The organism is Parageobacillus sp. KH3-4 (assembly GCF_022846435.1).
GTDB lineage: Bacteria > Bacillota > Bacilli > Bacillales > Anoxybacillaceae > Parageobacillus > Parageobacillus thermoglucosidasius_A.
In genome coordinates, this window is the sequence record NZ_AP025627.1 from 470,340 (window position 1) to 488,781 (window position 18,442).

Here is an 18,442-nt window from a genome sequence, read left to right on the forward strand (position 1 = left end):
AAGCACAACAAGCATCATAGGAGAGGAATGATATGAGTCAATTGTGGATTTTTTATGAGGATGCTTGCCAGCTATTCCCGCTGACAGGACAGGAGGATTGTATTTTTATTGGAAATAAACTGGAGCATCATGTTACCATCCCATCTTTTTTGTTTCGTAACGGATATGTGGAAATAAGACAACAAACAGATGCTTCCGCCATGACGGTGCTGCAAGGAGATAAACCAATCGGGGAGCTGAAGCCGTATGTTCCCGTTACGGTGGACGACGATGGACAAACGCTCAAGGTCGTGTGGATGGACAAGGAAATAAAACAACACATTTATTACGTTGGCAATAAAACTGAACTAATGGTGGCGCCTGATCCACAGGCAGACATTCAAACGAAAATGGCGAGGGCATCATTTGTCAAGCAGCAGGGAGAATGGTTCGTTGTTCCAAACCATGAATCGCCGCTGTTTCTTAATGGTGCGAAAATATCCGATGCTGTTTCTTTGCAAAATGGGGACGTGATCCTGTGTCCATATGCACAATTTGTTTTTTTAGAGGATGATTTATTAGCAGTCGCAAGCAGCCAAGAGATAACATCTTCGCTGACGGAAACAGTGCCGCCGGTTTCGGAAATGAAAAAAAAGTATCCTGTTTATCACCGGACGCCGCGCATGATTTATGAACTGCCAAGCGAAAAGGTTGCGATTTCGTTTCCAAGCCAAGAAGGAGACGGGGATCAGCGCGGTTTATGGCTAATGATTTTACCGCCGTTGATGATGCTTCTTGTTATGGGGGTTATTGCTTTCATTCAACCGCGGGGCATCTTTATTCTCATTTCGATCGTGATGTTTGCGACAACGTTGGTGACATCGGCCGTGCAATATTTTCGGGAAAGAAAAAATCGCAAAGCGCGGAAAGAAAAGCGCCGGCGCATTTATACGAATTATTTGAAACAAAAGCGGGAAGAGCTTCACGCGCTATCCGAGAAACAAAGAAACGTGCTATATTACCACTTTCCTTCATTTGAAAAGATGAAATTGCTAGCTTTGCAAATTAGCGACCGTATTTGGGAACGAACGATGGAAAGCGGCGATTTCCTTCATCTTCGCATCGGAAAAGCGGATGTTCCGTCTACCTATGAAGTGTCGGTGAGTATGGGGGATTTGGCTAACCGGGAAATCGACGATTTATTAGAGCAGGCTCAACAGATGGCGCGAACTTATCAAACCGTAAAAAATGTTCCGCTTACGATTGATTTGTCAAGCGGGGCAATGGGAATGATCGGGAAAGCTGCGATCGTTAATCATGAAATTCAGCAGCTTGTAGGGCAAATCGCCTTTTTCCACAGTTACCACGATGTACGGTTTGTGGCCATCTTTGCTGAAAAAGATTATAAGGATTGGGAATGGATGAAATGGCTCCCGCATTTTCAACTGCCCAATTCTTTCGCGAAAGGATTTATTTATAACGAACAGACACGCGACCAATTGTTATCGTCCATTTACGAAATGTTGAGGGAGCGCGACTTGGATGAAGACAAAGAGAAAAAACGGTTTTCCCCGCATTTTGTGTTTATCGTCGCCGACCGCTCTTTAATTGCGGAACATGTCATTTTGGAATATTTGGAGGAAAAAAATGAAGAAGTCGGTATTTCCGTGATTTTTGCTTCCGATACGAAGGAAAGTTTAACAGAAAACATTCATACGCTCGTGCAATATATCAACGAGCGGGATGGAGAAATTTTAATCCAGCACCGGAAAGCGGCGCATATTCCGTTTACGCTCGATGAACATACTCGGGAAGGAAACGAGCGGTTCGCACGGTTATTGCGCTCTTTAGATCATCAAAGAGGAATGCATAATTCTATTCCAGAAAAAGTCACGTTTCTCGAATTACTTCAAGTGAAGAAAGCGGAAGAGATAAATATGAAGGAAAATTGGATGACTCATCAACCTTCGCGCTCGTTGGCCGTTCCAATTGGACTAAAAGGCAGAAAAGACGTCGTAGAGCTGAACTTGCATGAAAAAGCGCACGGTCCGCACGGGCTTGTCGCGGGGACGACAGGGTCTGGGAAAAGTGAACTGCTGCAAACGTACATTTTGTCATTGGCGGTGCATTTTCACCCTCATGAAGTCGCATTTTTGCTCATCGACTATAAGGGAGGCGGCATGGCGCAGCCGTTTAAAAACATTCCGCATTTATTAGGCACGATTACTAATATTCATGGCAGCAAAAACTTCAGCGCGCGCGCGTTGGCTTCCATTAACAGTGAGCTGAAAAAGCGGCAGCGCTTGTTTGACCGCTATGAAGTCAATCATATCAATGATTATATGGAGTTATATAAACAAGGAAAAGCGAAACAGCCTCTTCCCCATCTATTCTTAATCGCTGATGAATTCGCTGAATTAAAAAGCGAAGAACCGGATTTTATTCGCGAATTGGTGAGTGCGGCGCGGATTGGCCGCAGCCTGGGAGTCCATCTTATTTTAGCCACACAAAAGCCAAAAGGAGTCATCGACGAGCAAATTTGGAGCAATGCCCGCTTTCGCATCAGCTTGAAAATGCAAGATGCCAGCGACAGTAAGGAAATATTGAAAAACGGAGATGCGGCTACAATTACGGTAACAGGACGTGCGTATCTTCAAGTTGGAAATAATGAGGTATATGAGCTATTTCAATCGGCGTGGAGCGGTGCGCCGTATATGGAAGAAGGCGTTGAATCAGAAGATGATATTTATATTGTCACGGATTTAGGGCTTGTTCCGGTTTCGAATATTGACGCGAAAATGAAGAAAAACAAGAAAAAACAAAAAACAGAAATCGAAATGGTTGTTCAAGAAATTATCAAAACGCAGCAGCAACTCGGGATTGAAAAGCTGCCGAGCCCATGGCTGCCGCCGTTATCTTCGCGCCTGCATCGCCCTGCTTTGCTAGAAGGAGACACCGTTTATTTTCCAATTGGTCTAAAAGATGAACCGGAACTGCAGCGGCAATCAGACTACTTATATCAATGGATGGAAGATGGAAATATCGGCATTTTTGGCTCTGCGGGATATGGGAAATCGACAACGGCGATGACATTGTTAATGAGCTTTGCGTCCGTCTATAGTCCAGAACAGCTTCATTATTACATTTTCGATTTCGGAAACAACGCGTTGCTGCCGCTGCGGCAATTGCCGCATACAGCTGATTATTTTCGGCTCGATGATGAAAAGAAGATTGAGAAATTTATGAAGTTAATGAAAGAAGAAATCGAACAGCGAAAACAGCGTTTCATGGAAAAAGAAGTAAGCACGATTAAATTGTATAACACGCTTTCTGAAGAAAAGCTCCCGATTATCTTTATCGCGATTGACAACTTTGATCTTGTCAAAGAAGAAATGCCGGAGCTGGAAACACAGCTCATTCAATATGCTAGAGACGGGCAATCGCTTGGAATATTTTTGATGATAACGGCAACAAGGGTTAGCGGAGTTCGCCCGCCGCTCATGAACAATTTAAAAACAAAAATCGTTCATTATTTCCTTGACAGTTCGGAACGGTTTTCCATCATTGGACGAACTCCGTACGAGGTCGAGCCGATTCCGGGGCGAGCGCTGGTAAAAAAAGAGCAAGCGGTTTTAACGCAAATTTATCTTCCGGCTGATGGGGAAGATGACATCGCGGTGCTTGAAAATGTGAAAGAAGAGATCGTAAGGCTGACAGAAAAATATAAAAGCATGCGCAAGCCGCAGCCGATTCCAATGCTTCCAGCACGATTACCATTTGTTGTCTTTGCAAAGACGTATGTGGTTCAGCCGCAGCCTGGCTTGATCCCGATTGGTCTTGATGAAGAGACGGTTCGACCGGTTTCCCTTCATATACAAACAAATCCGCATTGTCTTGTAGTAGGGCAACCGCGCAAAGGGAAGACGAATGCGATCAAAGTGATATTGGAATCATTGCTCGCCCAGCCGACGGCAGGCGTCGGGCTGTTTGATGGAGTGGACCGCGGCCTTGCTTTATACGCCAATAAAGAAAATGTCACTTATATAGAAACAAAAGAGCAAATGCACCATTGGCTTGATGAGGCAAATGGAATATTGCAAGCGAGGGAGGAAGAGTATTTAGCGGCAATTGGGAAAACAGATGTTCATGTACAAGCCTTTTCACCTGTTGTTTTCGTCGCGGATAGCCTTTCTAGGCTTCAGCAGTCAGCCGATAGTAAAATTCACGAGCGAATCGCGATGATGATGAAGCGATACAGCCATCTTGGATTTAGTGTCATTGTCGCAGGAAACGCAAATGAATTTACGAAGGGCTTTGATGCGCTGACAACTGAACTGAAACAAGTTCGGCAAGCGATCCTCGTCATGAAAAAATCGGAACAAAGCTTGTTTGCACTGCCATTTACGCGACACGAACCAGAAGTGGACCCAGGGTTTGGCTATTTTGTCTTCAATGGAAAAGAACAGAAAATACAAATCCCACAAGTAGAATAAAGGAAATCAGGTGAACCATATGACGGAAAAATGGAAAATCGTCAAGTTGATTGCGAAGATTATGTTTATTGTTGCTCTTCCTGTACTATTCTTTACGTTCATTGGCCATAACCCGATGAAGGTAACAGAGAGGACAACGAACCGAATCGCGGTAGTCAACGAAGATGTAGGAGCCGATTATGATAAAAAAACATACGACTTCGGCAAAGAAATTGTACCAGCCCTTGATGATCACTCTAGTTATCAGTGGTCTGTCGTCAATCGCGGCCAGGCGGAAAAAGGGCTGGCGGACGGCCAATATGACGCTGTCGTTTATTTGCCATCTGATTTTTCGAGAAACATTTTGACCTTTAATGAAAAAAAGCCGCTTAAGGCAACCGTTCAATATAAAATCCAGCCGAATCTCGAGGCGAAAAATCGGGAGCGGGTACAGAGAGAGTTAGAAGCAGCAAAAAATACAATCAACCAAAAGATGTCTACGCTGTATTGGAGTTACGTCGGCCAAGCGGTAGAAGATATTCGCAAAAAATTTAGCGCTATTTTGGAAAAAGAAATCGCTTTTCAAAAGACGATGTACGATTTTTACACCCCTAGCTCTGCCAAATTAACAAAAGAGATCGAGAGCCAAAAGAAGATGCTTGAACAGCTGCTTTCGTCTTCGAAAAACGCCGAAAGCTCCTCCAACGATACGTTAAATGGTTTGGAGCAGGCGGAAGCGGAAATTGCTTCGTTTATCGAGGATATTCAGGCATATAAAGAATATCAGCAACGGCAGCATGACCTCATCCAAGAAGGAATTCATCAGTATGAAACGATGGTGAGCGGAGGAATACGTTCCATCGTAGAACGGCCATGGAATGTCAAACCGGAGTGGGAATTAAATAGCCAAATATTGCTACAATCTATGTCTACACTGCGCAATACGGTTATGAACAGCCATACAGCGTTGACGAGTCTCTATAGCCAGCTGGAAAATTCAAATGTTTATGAACGATTATTGGAGTCGCAAAAAGATCTCATCCGTCAATATCAACAGCAAACAGATGCAAAGATATTGGACGAAGTGCAGCAAAAACTCGTTCCGCTACGGCAGCAGCTGCAATCTGCCATCACTCCGTCAGCACCGAATGAACAGCCGGTGCCGGGAGAACTGCCACAGCCATCAGGGAACGGGCAGTGGCTGAACGGGCTCGAACAGCAGCTGGCATCTTTAAAGACAGAGCTGCGAACGGTAAAGCCGCAACTCCCGCAAGAGACGCAGGAGGGGCAAGATGCATCGGGAAGCTGGGGGGATATTGACAATGTCATAAATCAGCTGGAAATGGAAATGCAAAAAGCAAAAGAAGCATGGCAAAAGCAGTTATCCCTTCAACAGCAATGGCAAGAAAAATACGCGCAATTGGCAAAGCAGTTGACCGTGCAAGCGAATAACGACAATGGACAATCGGAAGAAACAGTGGTTCAACAAATTATCGCAAAAGAACAAGCTATTCTTCAGTCTCCGTCGTTATCCGAAGAGAAAAAACAACAATTATCCGCCTGCTTTCAGCCAGCTATTCAAAGCAGAAACATGAATGATCTTCTCGCCTATTTTTCTTGGTTATCGATTTTTGAGGATACGTTAAAGCGAATGGGGAATTTTGATGAAGCGCTTGTGAATCAGCTAATTTTAAATTGGAAGGAAAAAGCAGGTATTTTCCAAACTTTATCGATGATTCATAGCGGAATTCAGCAGTTGCAGGGCGATTCGGCCGCTTCTTTGCAAGGTGCAGCAACGGCAGAAAATAATGTTCATTCTTTTATTGCAGCAACGCTTGAATATATACGGCAATATGATGAAAATGTGGAAAAAATGCAAGCAGAGATGATGGGACAATTGCAATCACTAAATAACGCTGCGAATGAAGTAACAGTACAGCTCCAGCAAACCATGGATGAAGAAGGAACCATACAATCGACGGTAGGAGCCAACGATGGTGAATTTGTTATTGCCATCCAGCAAAACACGATGCAAGATATCGCACAAATTTCTGATTTAGTCACCTCCATTGCCCAAGGGCAAGACCGGATTATCGATTACACAAATGAGATGCATGAAAAAGTGGCATCGGTCCAAGATCGGGCAGATGAGCTAAACAGCAAATGGGCAACCAATGTCAATACAACCAAACAAATTAAAAATGATGTATATCATCTGTTAAACAATACGATGGTAGACAAACAAACAAACGGATATGTGTATGATTACTTAACCAATCCGGTGCAAATAAGCGGAGATATTCCGAAGGAGAAAACAACGTATACGCCGCCTGTTGTGATGCTTGTCATTGTTTTGCTCTGCGGCATGCTCATTGGGTTCTTCCTTCATTATTATTCTTTCGTTCCGCTTATGTTGCAGGTTGCATTGCTGGTCATGCTGAACTTGCTTGTTGGTTTCATCATCAGCACATATGGATTGCGAATTTATCCGATGCAGGATGTGCAGGCGCTCAAGTGGAGCATTTTTACCATTGTCTTATTATTTTTCTGTTCCGCCATTGTTCGCTTGGCCTTTTTCGTCGGACCGTTTACCGGCTGGGTGCTCGGAGTCGGCTTAATCCTGTTTTTCATTACTCCATTACTCGACTTAGTATTGCCAAACTTTAGCTTTGACCATCCGATATCAGAAACATATATGTCGATTCAATATGGAGACCAGCAAGCATTTTATCCAGCTGTCATTACGTTAGGAGTTGTCACAGTGCTCATGTCCGTTGTTCCGTTTTTAAAGCAGCGCCTGGACGCTCTGCAGAAGGAGGCGGAAACATATGAAGGGTAGAGGACGTCTTGTGATGTTCTTTTTCCTCTTCCTCTGCTCTGTATTGGCTGCGATGGGAGTGACGGTTTACGCGGAGTCGGACGAGTGGCCGGAAATTGAACCAAATCAATATCAACGGCAGGACATCGAATTACGCACCGATTACCTTCATGAAGAGTCGCTGCTCGATGAAAAGGGAGATTTACCGGAAACGCAAACATCGCTGACATTTCAAAGACCGGCCTCTTCTTTCTTTGAACAAACAAAAGCGCAGTTGTTTTTATCGGAAGAAAAAGAAACGAATACGATTGCTGCTAAAGCGGAGAAACTAGGATTGTTTTCTTTCGTTGAAGAACAAACAGTTCCGTCTCGTCAGCCATTGGACGAGACGGAACAAATATCATCATCGTTTCTGCCATGGCTGTTCGGCTTTTTCATTTTCGGATTTCTTATTGTCATCTTCACGGTAATCGTTCCACGCATGAAAAAGTTTGTTCCGTAAACAGGTTATTTTCGAAGGAACTTTGACATGTTCAGCATGGCAGAATTATAGATAAGGAAAAAGTCCTGATGGTCATCTAGAAAAACAGGAATATATCATGATTTATCCTTATTTTACTTATGTTACCATTTTAATAGCGTGTAAATAGGGGGAGGAATCAAGGTGGCGTCTTTATTGGAATCGATCGAAAAAGAATGGAAACGCAGGGCCTACGAGGCGATGATTCATTGCCTGCAGTCCTATCAAGGGCAGGTCGAAGAAGCGATCGAGGAATTTCAACATGGCACTCGCGCATTTTATCGCGCAAATGACGAGTATGTTCCGCATTGGCAGGGGAAGTCGAGGGAAGCGTATGAATTGGTATACGGGGACTTGCGGCAAATCGAGACACGTATTTATGCGATTGCAGACGATCTTCTTCATGAAATAAGCAGGGAAATCGCGCGAATCCGTCGAAAGATAGAGGAGCTATAATGACGACGATTCGAGTCAAGCCGGAAGAGCTGGAAACCGTAGCGAAGCATGTCCTCGATGCAGAAGACGCCTGCCGGCGTGCGCGAACCTCACTTTCCTGGGAACTGCCCTCTTTAGTGATGGAGATTCCGGGCATCGGCTCTGCCGCCATCCATGAGCTTACAGACGAACTGCTTCATTGGCTCCGGCGCTATGAAGAAAAGCTGAATGAAGCGGAGGAGCTGCTGTATCGGACGGCTGCGGCAATAAGACAGGCGGACCAAACGCTTGCCGACAACATGAAAGAATTCGGTCTGGAGCTTCTTGGCTGGTATGACTTGCAGCGGGTGTTTGGGGAATATGACCCGGTGACAGGGGAACGTCTTTCATTTGGAGACCGCTTGTTTGCGGGAGGAATGTTATTGTTGTCGGTCATTCCTCCAGCTAAAGGAGCAGGCATTGCCGGTAAAGCAGCGGTGAAAGGAGCGAAAGCGGCCGGAACCGCAGCGGATGTTTCGAAATTGATCTCGCAAATGAAATATGTTCTCCGCTATGATAAAATGATGTCTGCCCTACAAGCGATATACCTCCAAGTCGTAAAAGCGCCGATTACCGAAACGATTCGTTCGTTCAAAAAGCAATGGGAGAACTTTCTCGAAAATGTTGGCTCTGTCCTGCGGGGACCGCAGCTAGCCGCCGATGGAGTTGGAGTGGTGCCAAGTGGACGGGTGATAGGAATCGTGGATGAATCCGCCAGCTCGGCGCGCTTTTCGATGAGTCAAGTTGGAGAGAAAGGAACGGGTGATGTCGCTAAGGGTACGGGTAAATTTAGTAAGTATGATGTAGGATTATATAAAGAAATAAAAGGTGTATCGGGGTTAGATGCACATCATGTTGGACAAAAAGCAATTATGAAAAAATTCATTCGAAATTATGATCCAAATAATGCACCAGCAATATTAGTACCAAAAGCTGGACATACAAGAAAAGGTCCTAGGGGAATAGTTTCGAGAAGTTCAAAAGGAATTGAGAGTGCAAGACAATTATTAGCAAGAGATATAATGGAGTTAAGAAGAGTATATCCAGACATTCCTAATTCTCAACTTCGAAAATTAATTGAATTAAATAAACAATTGTATCCAGAGATGAGAAGGAGATGAGATATATGAATAAAGAAGAGTTTGTTAAACTTTTACATCAGTCAATTATAAAAGAAAATCGTAATTTTTATCGAGATATATTCAATAATACTGATATTAATGAAGTTACAGACCCCTATTGGAAAGAAGCATTGATGTTTTATTCAGAACTATCAGATAAAAATAAAGAAATATTATTTAAAATAATCGAACAAGTAGAAGTGGATGCTGTATCTAATATTTTAGGGGTGTTAGATGGGGTAGTATCAATAGGAGAAGAGGATATTGAGTTTAAAGTGACAATTAACGATAATAATGAACCAATTAATGGAGATTTACAAGACCTATTTTTGGAGTATGATGAAGAGAATAGGTAACAAGTTTAGAGATACGATTTTGTATTTGCTAAAATACCATTTATAACTTTCTTTTAAAGTAATTTGTGAATTTGAGATACAATATATCGGTAGAACAAAAAGAAGGCTTCTAATAAATTATATTACCTTGATTGGCTTTATGCCTTTCAAGGTTTTTATTTTAAAACTAACAGATGTATCAAATAATAAAGTGCAATTACGAGAAAATTTATATATCGTTTTTACCAACATTTTAATTCAGACTTCATAATGGTTCCGCCTACTATGAGTTTGGCTGTGATGCATGGTGAAACTATTAACAACACTAATACCCTTCGAGTATGCTTTAAAACACGAGAGAAGCTTTCTCGTGGCGAGAAAGAGGGTATAAACTTTTAACTGACTGTGACAATAAAAAGCTGGCAAATTACTTTTGTATTGTATTTTCACTAGAGACGGTCGTATAATACTCGTCATTATTAAAAAGCGTTACATAAATTGTAATTTTCGTAACGGGGGGATGTAACATTGAATGTTGTCGGGTATATACGAGTCTCGACACAGGGGCAAGTCAAAGATGGATACAGCTTAAAATACCAAGAGGAGGAAATACAAGCGTATTGCGAAAAACATGGTTGGAATTTGATACATATATTTAGAGATGAAGGAATCAACGGGGCAAAAATTAATGAAGAAGCGTTGGAAGTGGACAGGGTGGGCTTACAAGAGATGTTAGCCCACCTTTCTTCTCTCCAAATTAAGTATGTCGTGGTGTTAAACACAAGCCGGTTGTGGCGCTCTGACATGGTGAGAGTGTTGATTCATCGAGAGTTACAGAAGTATGGGGTGGATATTAAAAGTATTGAACAGCCAAATTACAGTATCTACAAAAAAGACCTAAGTGATATATTGGTCAATGGACTAATGGAGTTATTAGACCAATATCAGCGATTGGAAATTGCTTTAAAACTAAAGAAAGGTCGGCATAAAAAAGCAAAAGAAGGAGGATATGCCGGAGGAAGAGCGACTTTTGGTTATAGGAAGTTAAGGGGAGAAAAAGAGTTAAGAGTCGACGAGGATAAAGCCAAAGCCGTACAACGAGTGTTTGAGTTAAGAGAGCAACATCCTACATGGTCTTTTACTCGAATTGCTGATGTGTTAAACAAGGAAGGGCATTTGACGACACAAGGTAAGCCCTTTACCAAAGTACAAGTGAAACGGATTTTAGACCGAAAGGACTTTTATAAAGGGATATATACCTATGGAAGCATACAGGCGAAAGGGAAACACCAAGCCATTCTTTAAAGCGGTCACTTAAAAAATACATGAAATTTCTTATATATCCGTATAGATGATACATCCATGGACAGGCTTTTGTACCAATGCGCATCTAAAATGGTGAACGCTCGAACTAAGGTTGCCGCCATGGGAGTCATCATCAAACTCAATGGATTGGGGGAGGATGTATGCATCACAAACAACGGCATATTTACGTGGGGATTGATTTACATAAACACCATCATACGGCGGTTATCATCAACTGTTGGCATGAAAGATTAGGAGAGATTCAATTTGAAAATAAGCCCGCGGCTTTTACGGATTTTTTCATCAAGGTTCGTCAATTAGTACCTGAGAATATGACACTGGTCTTCGGTTTAGAGGACGTTGGTGGATACGGACGAGCATTGGCAACGTTTTTAGTTGATCATGGGCAAATGGTAAAAGAAGTGAATCCCGCTTTGTCTTATGCCGAACGTAATAGTTATCCTACGATGCAAAAAAGCGATAGCTGGGATGCGGAATGTGTAGCGAGAGTTCTTGTAAACAAACTAGATTTTTTGCCGGATGCAGAGCCAAAGGATGTATATTGGTCTATTAAACAGCTAGTCACAAGAAGAAACGCCCTTGTGAAAGCCCAAGGGGCGCTGAAAAACCAGCTTCATGTACAATTAAGCCATCATTACCCCAGCTATAAGAAATTTTTTGCGGAAGTAGACGGAAAAACAGCATTAGCATTTTGGGAAAGATATCCGTCACCATCGTGTTTAGAGGAAGTAAGGATAGATGAGCTTACTGCTTTTTTACAAGCTGTTAGCCACAACACTTGTTCAAGAAAGAAAGCAAAAGAAATACTAGAACTTGTGAAAACAGATGGAACGACCACCAAACAATACCAAGAAACACGGGATTTCCTCGTGCAAAGCATGGTGAGAGATTTGCGCTTTAAAAAGCAGGAAATGGCATTGGTCAAAGGAGAACTAAGAAAATTAATGAAATTACTCGATTACCAACTGGAGACAATGCCGGGGATTGATGTAGTGACAGCATCCGCCTTGGTTGCCGAGATTGGAGATATTCAGCGTTTTCCAAATGCCAATAAACTTGCTCGTTATGCGGGAATTGCGCCTGTGCATTTTGGCTCTGGAGGAAAAGGAAAAGACCACAAAAGCAAACAAGGCAATCGAACGTTACATGCGTTATTTTATCAATTAGCGATACAACAAATACAAGTGGCAAAAGAAAGTAAAAAGCCAAGAAATCCTATATTTTATGAATACTACCAACGCAAGCGAAAGGAAGGCAAAACAAAAGGACAAGCGTTGGTTTGTATCATGAGAAGGCTGGTAAATATTATTTATGGCATGATGAAGCATAAAACGGCTTATCAATTGCCGAATATAACAGAGCGAAAGGTAATTTAATAGGTAGTCTTTTTTTATAATAGCTTTTAAGATTACTACATAGGGTACTGTTAATCTTAATTCAGTTCCATCTGTAAAGAATGGTGAATTTAATAGATGGTTCAATTCACTAACTCCTGATGAGTTTGACGAAGTATGGTCTGACCCTAGGTTAAGAAAAGCCATTGAAAGTAGACTTAGACATCCAGGTGGGTTTCATGAGTGGCATTTAGTATCTCGAGCTCCTACTTTTAAACGGTGGGGTGTAACAGCAGAACAAATTAAGGAATTAAGAACTGCTATAGAAGATGTTAAGTTTGTTAATCCAAAAGGAGTTCATGGCGGCAAGGGTTCTACGAGAGCTCATAATGAATTATTAGAGATTATTGATTCTTCACCAGATTATGCAACATTCAAGAGACGACTCCAAAATTGGGCTAATTATAGATTAGAAGGTGGAGTAGAATCTTTACCGGAAGGTCTTAGACCATAAAAAAGCTAAGGGGGAGTATGAAGTATATGGAGAAGGAAGGGTTTGTATCATTATTTATTGGCAACTTTAAGTCATATAAGGATCTTCAAAACTATATTTTGAATAGTTATACAGAAGATGGAGATTTACTACCTTCCGAATTTGAAAAAGACTTTAACATTGATTACTATAATGAAGATTTTAGGGAAGTAGAATTCTACGATGAACCATCGAATGATTTACGTGTTCTACTTGAAGGTTTTTCTTATGATGAGGAGATAATTCCAAAATTTATAGAGCTCTGCGGTGAGCGTTTAAATCAAGAAATGAACTCAGTTATTTTACTTTATAACTTTCAATATAATGGACATGTCAATGAAAAAAATCAGTTTAGATTTTTAGGAACCGTGCAATATAAGTAATTATAAACACCTTGAATGAGTGTTCAACACTCTTTCAAGGTTTCATTTTTTATTTTATAAAAGGGGAGTGCAACATTTTTGATTCGTTACTTAAAAGTAATGAGAAGGGAAATTGCACGGATACAGCGAAAGTTAGAGGATATACAATGACGACGATTCGAGTCAAGCCGGAAGAGCTGGAAACCGTAGCGAAGCATGTCCCTGATGCGGAAGACGCCTGCTGTCGTGCGCGAACCTCACTTTCCTGGGAACTGCCCTCTCTCGTGACGGAGATTCCGGGCATCGGCTCTGCCGCCATCCACGAGCTTACAGACGAACTGCTTCATTGGCTCCGGTGCTATGAAGAAAAGCTGAATGAAGCGGAGGAACTGCTGTATCGGACAGCTGCGGCCATCAGACAGGCAGACCAAACGCTTGCCGACAACATGAAAGAATTCGGTCTGGAGCTTCTTGGCTGGTATGACTTGCAGCGGGTGTTTGGTGAATATGACCCGGTGACAGGGGAACGTCTTTCATTTGGAGACCGCTTGTTTGCGGGAGGAATGCTGTTGGCCTCTTTAAAGATGTGGCCATTTTATCCCAAAAACAGATTCGAAAATTAATTGAGAGAGATAGCTCTTCTTCTGATTTTTGGAAAAATAGAGCGTTAACTTGGACTGCAAGAGACAATGAATATTTGATAAGAGGAGAAATACCTAGCAAATTCATAAAAATTTCTCCTAAGGAGTGAGTATATATGTTTTTATATTTCCAAGATGAATGTCTAGGTGAAATACAAAATATCAACACTGAAGGCATGTGGATGTATGGTAAACTTATACCTAATCAAAATATAGTAAAGTTTAAAGAGTTTTTTAAGGCTCTGACGGATGAAGAAAACGATTTTAAAGAGAGTGAATATAATGAAGAATGGCTGAAAGATGAAAATTGGTTTATTGTGGATAATCATCAAAATAAAAGAGGAATTTATTTGCCGGCTGTGTATGAAGACGGGGAAATAAATTGGAGATCGAGGTAACTTGATTTAGAACGAAGACCTTGATTGGCTATAAGCCTTTCAAGGTTTTTCTAAACTATATCAAATAATAAAGTGTGTTTACGAGAGAATATAAGTATGTTTTTTACTAACATTTTAATTCAGAGTTCATGATGGTTCACCTGCAACGAGTTTGGCTGCAATGCATGGTAAAGCGACTAACGCCACTAATACCCTTCGAGTACACTTTAAAACACGAGAGAAAGGAATCTCGTGGCGAGAAATAGGATATAAACTTTTAACCGACTGTATGTAACAATAATAATAAATGGCTGGTTTGGAACTCGTTGGCTGGTATGATGTGCAGCGGATGTTTGGGGAATATGATCCGGTGACAGAGGAACGTCTTTCATTTGGAGACCGCTTGTTTGCGGGAGGAATGTTATTGTTGTCGGTCATTCCTCCAGCTAAAGGAGCAGGCGTTGCCGGTAAAGCAGCGGTGAAAGGAGCGAAAGCGGCCGGAACCACAGCGGAGGTTTCGAAATGGATCTCGAAAACGAAAAACGTCCTGAATGTTGATAAAATCAAAGGGGCTTTACAAACGATCTATCACCAAGTCATCAAAGGGCCAATCACCGAAACAATCCGGTCGTTCAAACATCAATGGGAGAACTTTCTCGAAAATGTTGGCTCTGTCCTGCGGGGACCGCAGCTAGCCGCCGATGGAGTTGGAGTGGTGCCAAGTGGGCGGATGATAGGAATCGCTGAAGAATCCGCCAGCTCGGTGCGCATTTCGATGAGTCAAGCCGGGGATGAGGTGGTTGGTAAAGGGATAGGTAAAGGAAAAAATGAAAGTCCTAGGAATAAGCCTGGAGTAGTGAGTGAAAGTTTTAAATTCGATAGAAGTCTTCAAAAGCAAACAAAACTAATGTACAATAAAGGTGCCATTGGAATTATTCCAAAAGAGATTCGAGATAAACTTGTTGGAAAAAAATTTAATTCTTTTGATGACTTTAGAAAAGAGTTTTGGAAATGCGTTGCAAATTCGAGTTATGCAAAAGAATTTAGGAGTAGAAATATCGCACGAATGTTAGAAGGAAACGCACCTATTGCTCCAAAGGCTGAACATTACGGCAAGCTTAAATCATATATACTTCACCATAAACAGCCTATTGAGAAAGGTGGAGAAGTTTATAATCTTGACAATCTGATTATTACATCACCTAGAATGCACCAAATAATTTTAGACCCTGCATACCACTTTGGTAAAAAAGGTTGATATCCTAAGAAAGGGTGAATATTATGGAAAATAAACTATCTAAAGAGGAATTGATTGAACTTGTAAAAAAAATATGCGATCCTAAATTATCTGATGAAGAGGTAAGTGAATATATTGATATTTTGGAAAAAAATGTTCCTCATCCAGCTCCAAGTGACCTGATTTTTTGGAATGATGAAGAATTATCACCAGAGGAAATAGTAGAAATAGCTTTAAATTATAAAGATCGTAATTAAATGTGAGATAGTTTTAAATGGACTTAAAGTAAAAAGATGTAACCTTGATTGGTTATAAGCCTTTCAAGGTTTTTTATTTTAAAACTAATCGCTGTGTAAAATAATGCGTGTTTATGTGAGGAGTAAATTAGTATATTATTTTGGGTCTCCTTTTTCAATGGGCTGGTACGATGTGTAGTGATTGTTTGAAAATATGATCCAGTGACTGGAGAACGGATTTCAGGATGGGACCGTCTGCTTGCGGGAGGAATGTTATTGTTGTCGGTCATTCCTCCAGCTAAAGGAGCAGGCGTTGCCGGTAAAGCAGCGGTGAAAGGAGCGAAAGCGGCCGGGATAGCAGCGGATGTTTCGAAATTGATTTCGAAAACGAGAAACGTCCTGAATGTTGATAAAATCAAAGGGGCTTTACAAACGATCTATCACCAAGTCATCAAAGGGCCAATCACCGAAACAATCCGTTCGTTCAAGAAGCAATGGGAGCAACTTCTTGAAAATGTTGGCTCTGTCCTGCATCTGCAAGGATCACGGCTAGCCGCCGCTGGAGTTGGAGCGGTGTCAAGAGGACCGAGGATAGGGATCGCGGAAGAATCGATCAACATGTTCAGACATTTCATGATTAAAAAATCTGACGAAGTTATTGAAGGGATGGTGAAAGCTGAGCCTAGTAAGGTAGTAAACGTACTCGCTAATTTCCAAAGCAAAAAATTTGTAGTTGATAATCAAACATTCTTACTAGATAAACGAGGAATGAAGCACATTCTTGAAAGACATCATCCTGAGTATTGGGATGGATCAATAAAAGCAAAACAGACTTTTCTAAGGAAAAATATGTCCATTGATGAGATAGTGAATGCTATAGAAACTATTATAAGGCAGAATCGGGATACTCTATTAAAAAATGGAACGACCTTTAGTTATCAAATAAAAGGAACCTATAATGGAATAGAATATGTAGTTGGTTTTAACAAAGGACGAGTTGGTCAATTTTATCCACTTGAATAATAGTAGGTGAGAAAATTGTTTTACGTAAATACTTTCATTTGTAGACCAGATAAAAAAATAAATGACCTATCACTTTTGAATAATAATATTGAAAGTTATTTCGTGCCAATTACTGATACAAAAGAATTATTGAATATTGAAGAATTACTAGATTTTGAATATTTAAATGGGGCCATTCTATTTAAATATGGGGAACAAATTTTGCTTGATGTTACATTATGGGATTTAGTTGATCAATTATGGGCGTATATATTAAATGTCCTTGAGAGTTTGTTGCGTACAGGAAAAGGCGAGACTTACTTTCCAGATCAACCTGTCAAGCTCCAAATAAACTCAATATCCGAAAATTTAGTGCTTTATGAAATAGAGGCGAATGACAATATAAAAGTTGTATTGCCGAAAAGAGAGTTGGTTGAGGCTTTATTGCAGGGGGCCGATGACTTTTTTCAAAGTATGGAGAAGTGTTTCAAAGAGAAGTGTAATTATGAATATGAAATAGAGAAGATAAAAACTTTGAGAAGAACTGTTTTGAATCAATAGATTAGCGTGTTTCTGTCTTCCAAGCAGAATTCATACACTTACCAGCTAAACAAACTCATTAGATAAATTTTGTAGGCTTATTCCCATTTACAATTTTAGAAGGAATAAGCCTTTTTTGCATGCTAAACAGCAAAGGAAGAATAACAAGAAAATGAGAAAATTATACACAGTTAGTAGGTGAAAAACAGGGTTTACATGAATAAAAAACTTTTGGAAAATGCGCTAGGCAGACCAAACGCTTGCCGACAACATGAAAGAATTCGGTCTGGAGCTTCTTGGCTGGTATGACTTGCAGCGGGTGTTTGGGGAATATGACCCGGTGACAGGGGAACGTCTTTCATTTGGAGATCGCCTGGTTGCGGGAGGAATGTTATTGTTGTCGGTCATTCCTCCAGCTAAAGGAGCAGGCGTTGCCGGTAAAGCAGCGGTGAAAGGAGCGAAAGCGGCCGGAACCGCAGCGGATGTTTCTAAATTGATCTCGCAAATGAAATATGTTCTCCGCTATGATAAAATCATGCCAGCCTTTCAAGTGGTATACCACCAAGTCGTGAAGGCGCTAATTACCCAAGCGATTCGTTCGTTCAAAAAGCAATGGGACGATCTTCTCGACAACGTTCCATTTGTCCAGCGTCAGCGCGCCTTTGCGTGAATCGGTCCAGCACCATAGGTATGGGATGAGTGGTGCCGAGAAAGAAGTAAAATTTTTGCCGTTTTCTATGATTTCCTCTCCATTCTAGAAATAATTATATTGGCTGGATGAAACTGCTTCATCAGACGTGCTCCTTTCTGCGTACGGACCACGCAATTGGTAAACTGAAAACAGTCCAGCGCTTTCCTTAAGCAGGTTCCAGTTCAACAACTGCATGGCGATAGCGGTTAAGCATCTTGATTATCTTCAGTGCCCTCTATACACTCCGACATACGCGCAAACCAAACCGTTCTAGATTGCGATAGCCAGACAATGGCAGATCGCATTCTTGCTTGAGAATGAAATTTCACATAAACAAAATCACCATGTTCAAGAGTTGCGTAAAAAATGAATTTATTCCCTTAGCCCCAAAACCAAAAGATTGATCGTCAGTATTATTTTTGGAAGGGAGATGAGTTCACGTTAA

13 protein-coding genes and 3 pseudogenes are annotated in these 18,442 nt (G+C 41.3%); all 16 read left to right on the forward strand.

Annotated features, from left to right (window positions below; translation table 11 throughout):
- Nucleotides 1–32: 32 nt before the first annotated feature.
- On the forward strand, nt 33–4,472 hold the full coding sequence (essC, locus tag MWM02_RS02315; RefSeq protein WP_244402863.1) for a type VII secretion protein EssC: 4,440 nt from the start codon (nt 33–35) through the stop codon (nt 4,470–4,472).
- Between the two features lie 19 nt (nt 4,473–4,491).
- Nucleotides 4,492–7,290: a type VII secretion protein EsaA gene (gene esaA, locus MWM02_RS02320; RefSeq protein WP_244402864.1), complete on the forward strand. Its 2,799-nt coding sequence runs from the start codon at nt 4,492–4,494 to the stop codon at nt 7,288–7,290.
- Entirely contained in the window at nt 7,280–7,771 is a 492-nt protein-coding gene (gene essA, locus MWM02_RS02325; RefSeq protein ID WP_064552104.1) for a type VII secretion protein EssA, read from the forward strand. Before esaA ends, essA begins: the two co-directional genes overlap by 11 nt.
- A 162-nt stretch (nt 7,772–7,933) precedes the next feature.
- Nucleotides 7,934–8,245 (forward strand): DUF5082 domain-containing protein, encoded by a 312-nt coding sequence (locus MWM02_RS02330; protein ID WP_244402865.1) that lies wholly within the window; start codon nt 7,934–7,936, stop codon nt 8,243–8,245.
- Complete coding sequence (locus tag MWM02_RS02335) at nt 8,245–9,384, forward strand: pre-toxin TG domain-containing protein (RefSeq protein WP_244402866.1); 1,140 nt, start codon at nt 8,245–8,247, stop codon at nt 9,382–9,384. Before MWM02_RS02330 ends, MWM02_RS02335 begins: the two co-directional genes overlap by 1 nt.
- A gap of 5 nt (nt 9,385–9,389) precedes the next feature.
- A complete protein-coding gene (locus MWM02_RS02340; protein WP_006324125.1) occupies nt 9,390–9,740 on the forward strand; it encodes a transposase in 351 nt (116 codons plus the stop codon).
- A gap of 507 nt (nt 9,741–10,247) precedes the next feature.
- Nucleotides 10,248–11,024 (forward strand): recombinase family protein, encoded by a 777-nt coding sequence (locus MWM02_RS02345; protein ID WP_244402867.1) that lies wholly within the window; start codon nt 10,248–10,250, stop codon nt 11,022–11,024.
- Nucleotides 11,025–11,185: 161 nt separating this feature from the next.
- Nucleotides 11,186–12,421 carry an IS110 family RNA-guided transposase gene (locus MWM02_RS02350; protein WP_244402868.1) on the forward strand — a complete coding sequence of 412 codons (1,236 nt, stop codon included), beginning with the start codon at nt 11,186–11,188 and terminating at the stop codon, nt 12,419–12,421.
- Nucleotides 12,422–12,919: 498 nt separating this feature from the next.
- Nucleotides 12,920–13,294, forward strand: coding sequence for an immunity 22 family protein (locus MWM02_RS02360; RefSeq protein ID WP_244402869.1), 375 nt, complete (start codon nt 12,920–12,922; stop codon nt 13,292–13,294).
- A 146-nt stretch (nt 13,295–13,440) separates the two neighbouring features.
- Nucleotides 13,441–13,854: pseudogene (locus MWM02_RS02365) on the forward strand (pre-toxin TG domain-containing protein); the annotation flags it as partial.
- Nucleotides 13,855–14,030: 176 nt separating this feature from the next.
- Nucleotides 14,031–14,312, forward strand: coding sequence for a hypothetical protein (locus MWM02_RS02370; RefSeq protein WP_064552101.1), 282 nt, complete (start codon nt 14,031–14,033; stop codon nt 14,310–14,312).
- Between the two features lie 286 nt (nt 14,313–14,598).
- Nucleotides 14,599–15,549 carry a pre-toxin TG domain-containing protein gene (locus MWM02_RS02375; RefSeq protein ID WP_244402870.1) on the forward strand — a complete coding sequence of 317 codons (951 nt, stop codon included), beginning with the start codon at nt 14,599–14,601 and terminating at the stop codon, nt 15,547–15,549.
- 23 nt (nt 15,550–15,572) lie between these two features.
- Nucleotides 15,573–15,785 carry a bacteriocin immunity protein gene (locus tag MWM02_RS02380; protein ID WP_003248148.1) on the forward strand — a complete coding sequence of 71 codons (213 nt, stop codon included), beginning with the start codon at nt 15,573–15,575 and terminating at the stop codon, nt 15,783–15,785.
- 189 nt (nt 15,786–15,974) lie between these two features.
- Nucleotides 15,975–16,787: pseudogene (locus MWM02_RS02385) on the forward strand (pre-toxin TG domain-containing protein); the annotation flags it as partial.
- 102 nt (nt 16,788–16,889) lie between these two features.
- Nucleotides 16,890–17,327 carry a hypothetical protein gene (locus tag MWM02_RS02390; RefSeq protein ID WP_244402871.1) on the forward strand — a complete coding sequence of 146 codons (438 nt, stop codon included), beginning with the start codon at nt 16,890–16,892 and terminating at the stop codon, nt 17,325–17,327.
- A 226-nt stretch (nt 17,328–17,553) separates the two neighbouring features.
- Nucleotides 17,554–17,973: pseudogene (locus tag MWM02_RS02395) on the forward strand (pre-toxin TG domain-containing protein); the annotation flags it as partial.
- Nucleotides 17,974–18,442 lie beyond the last annotated feature (469 nt).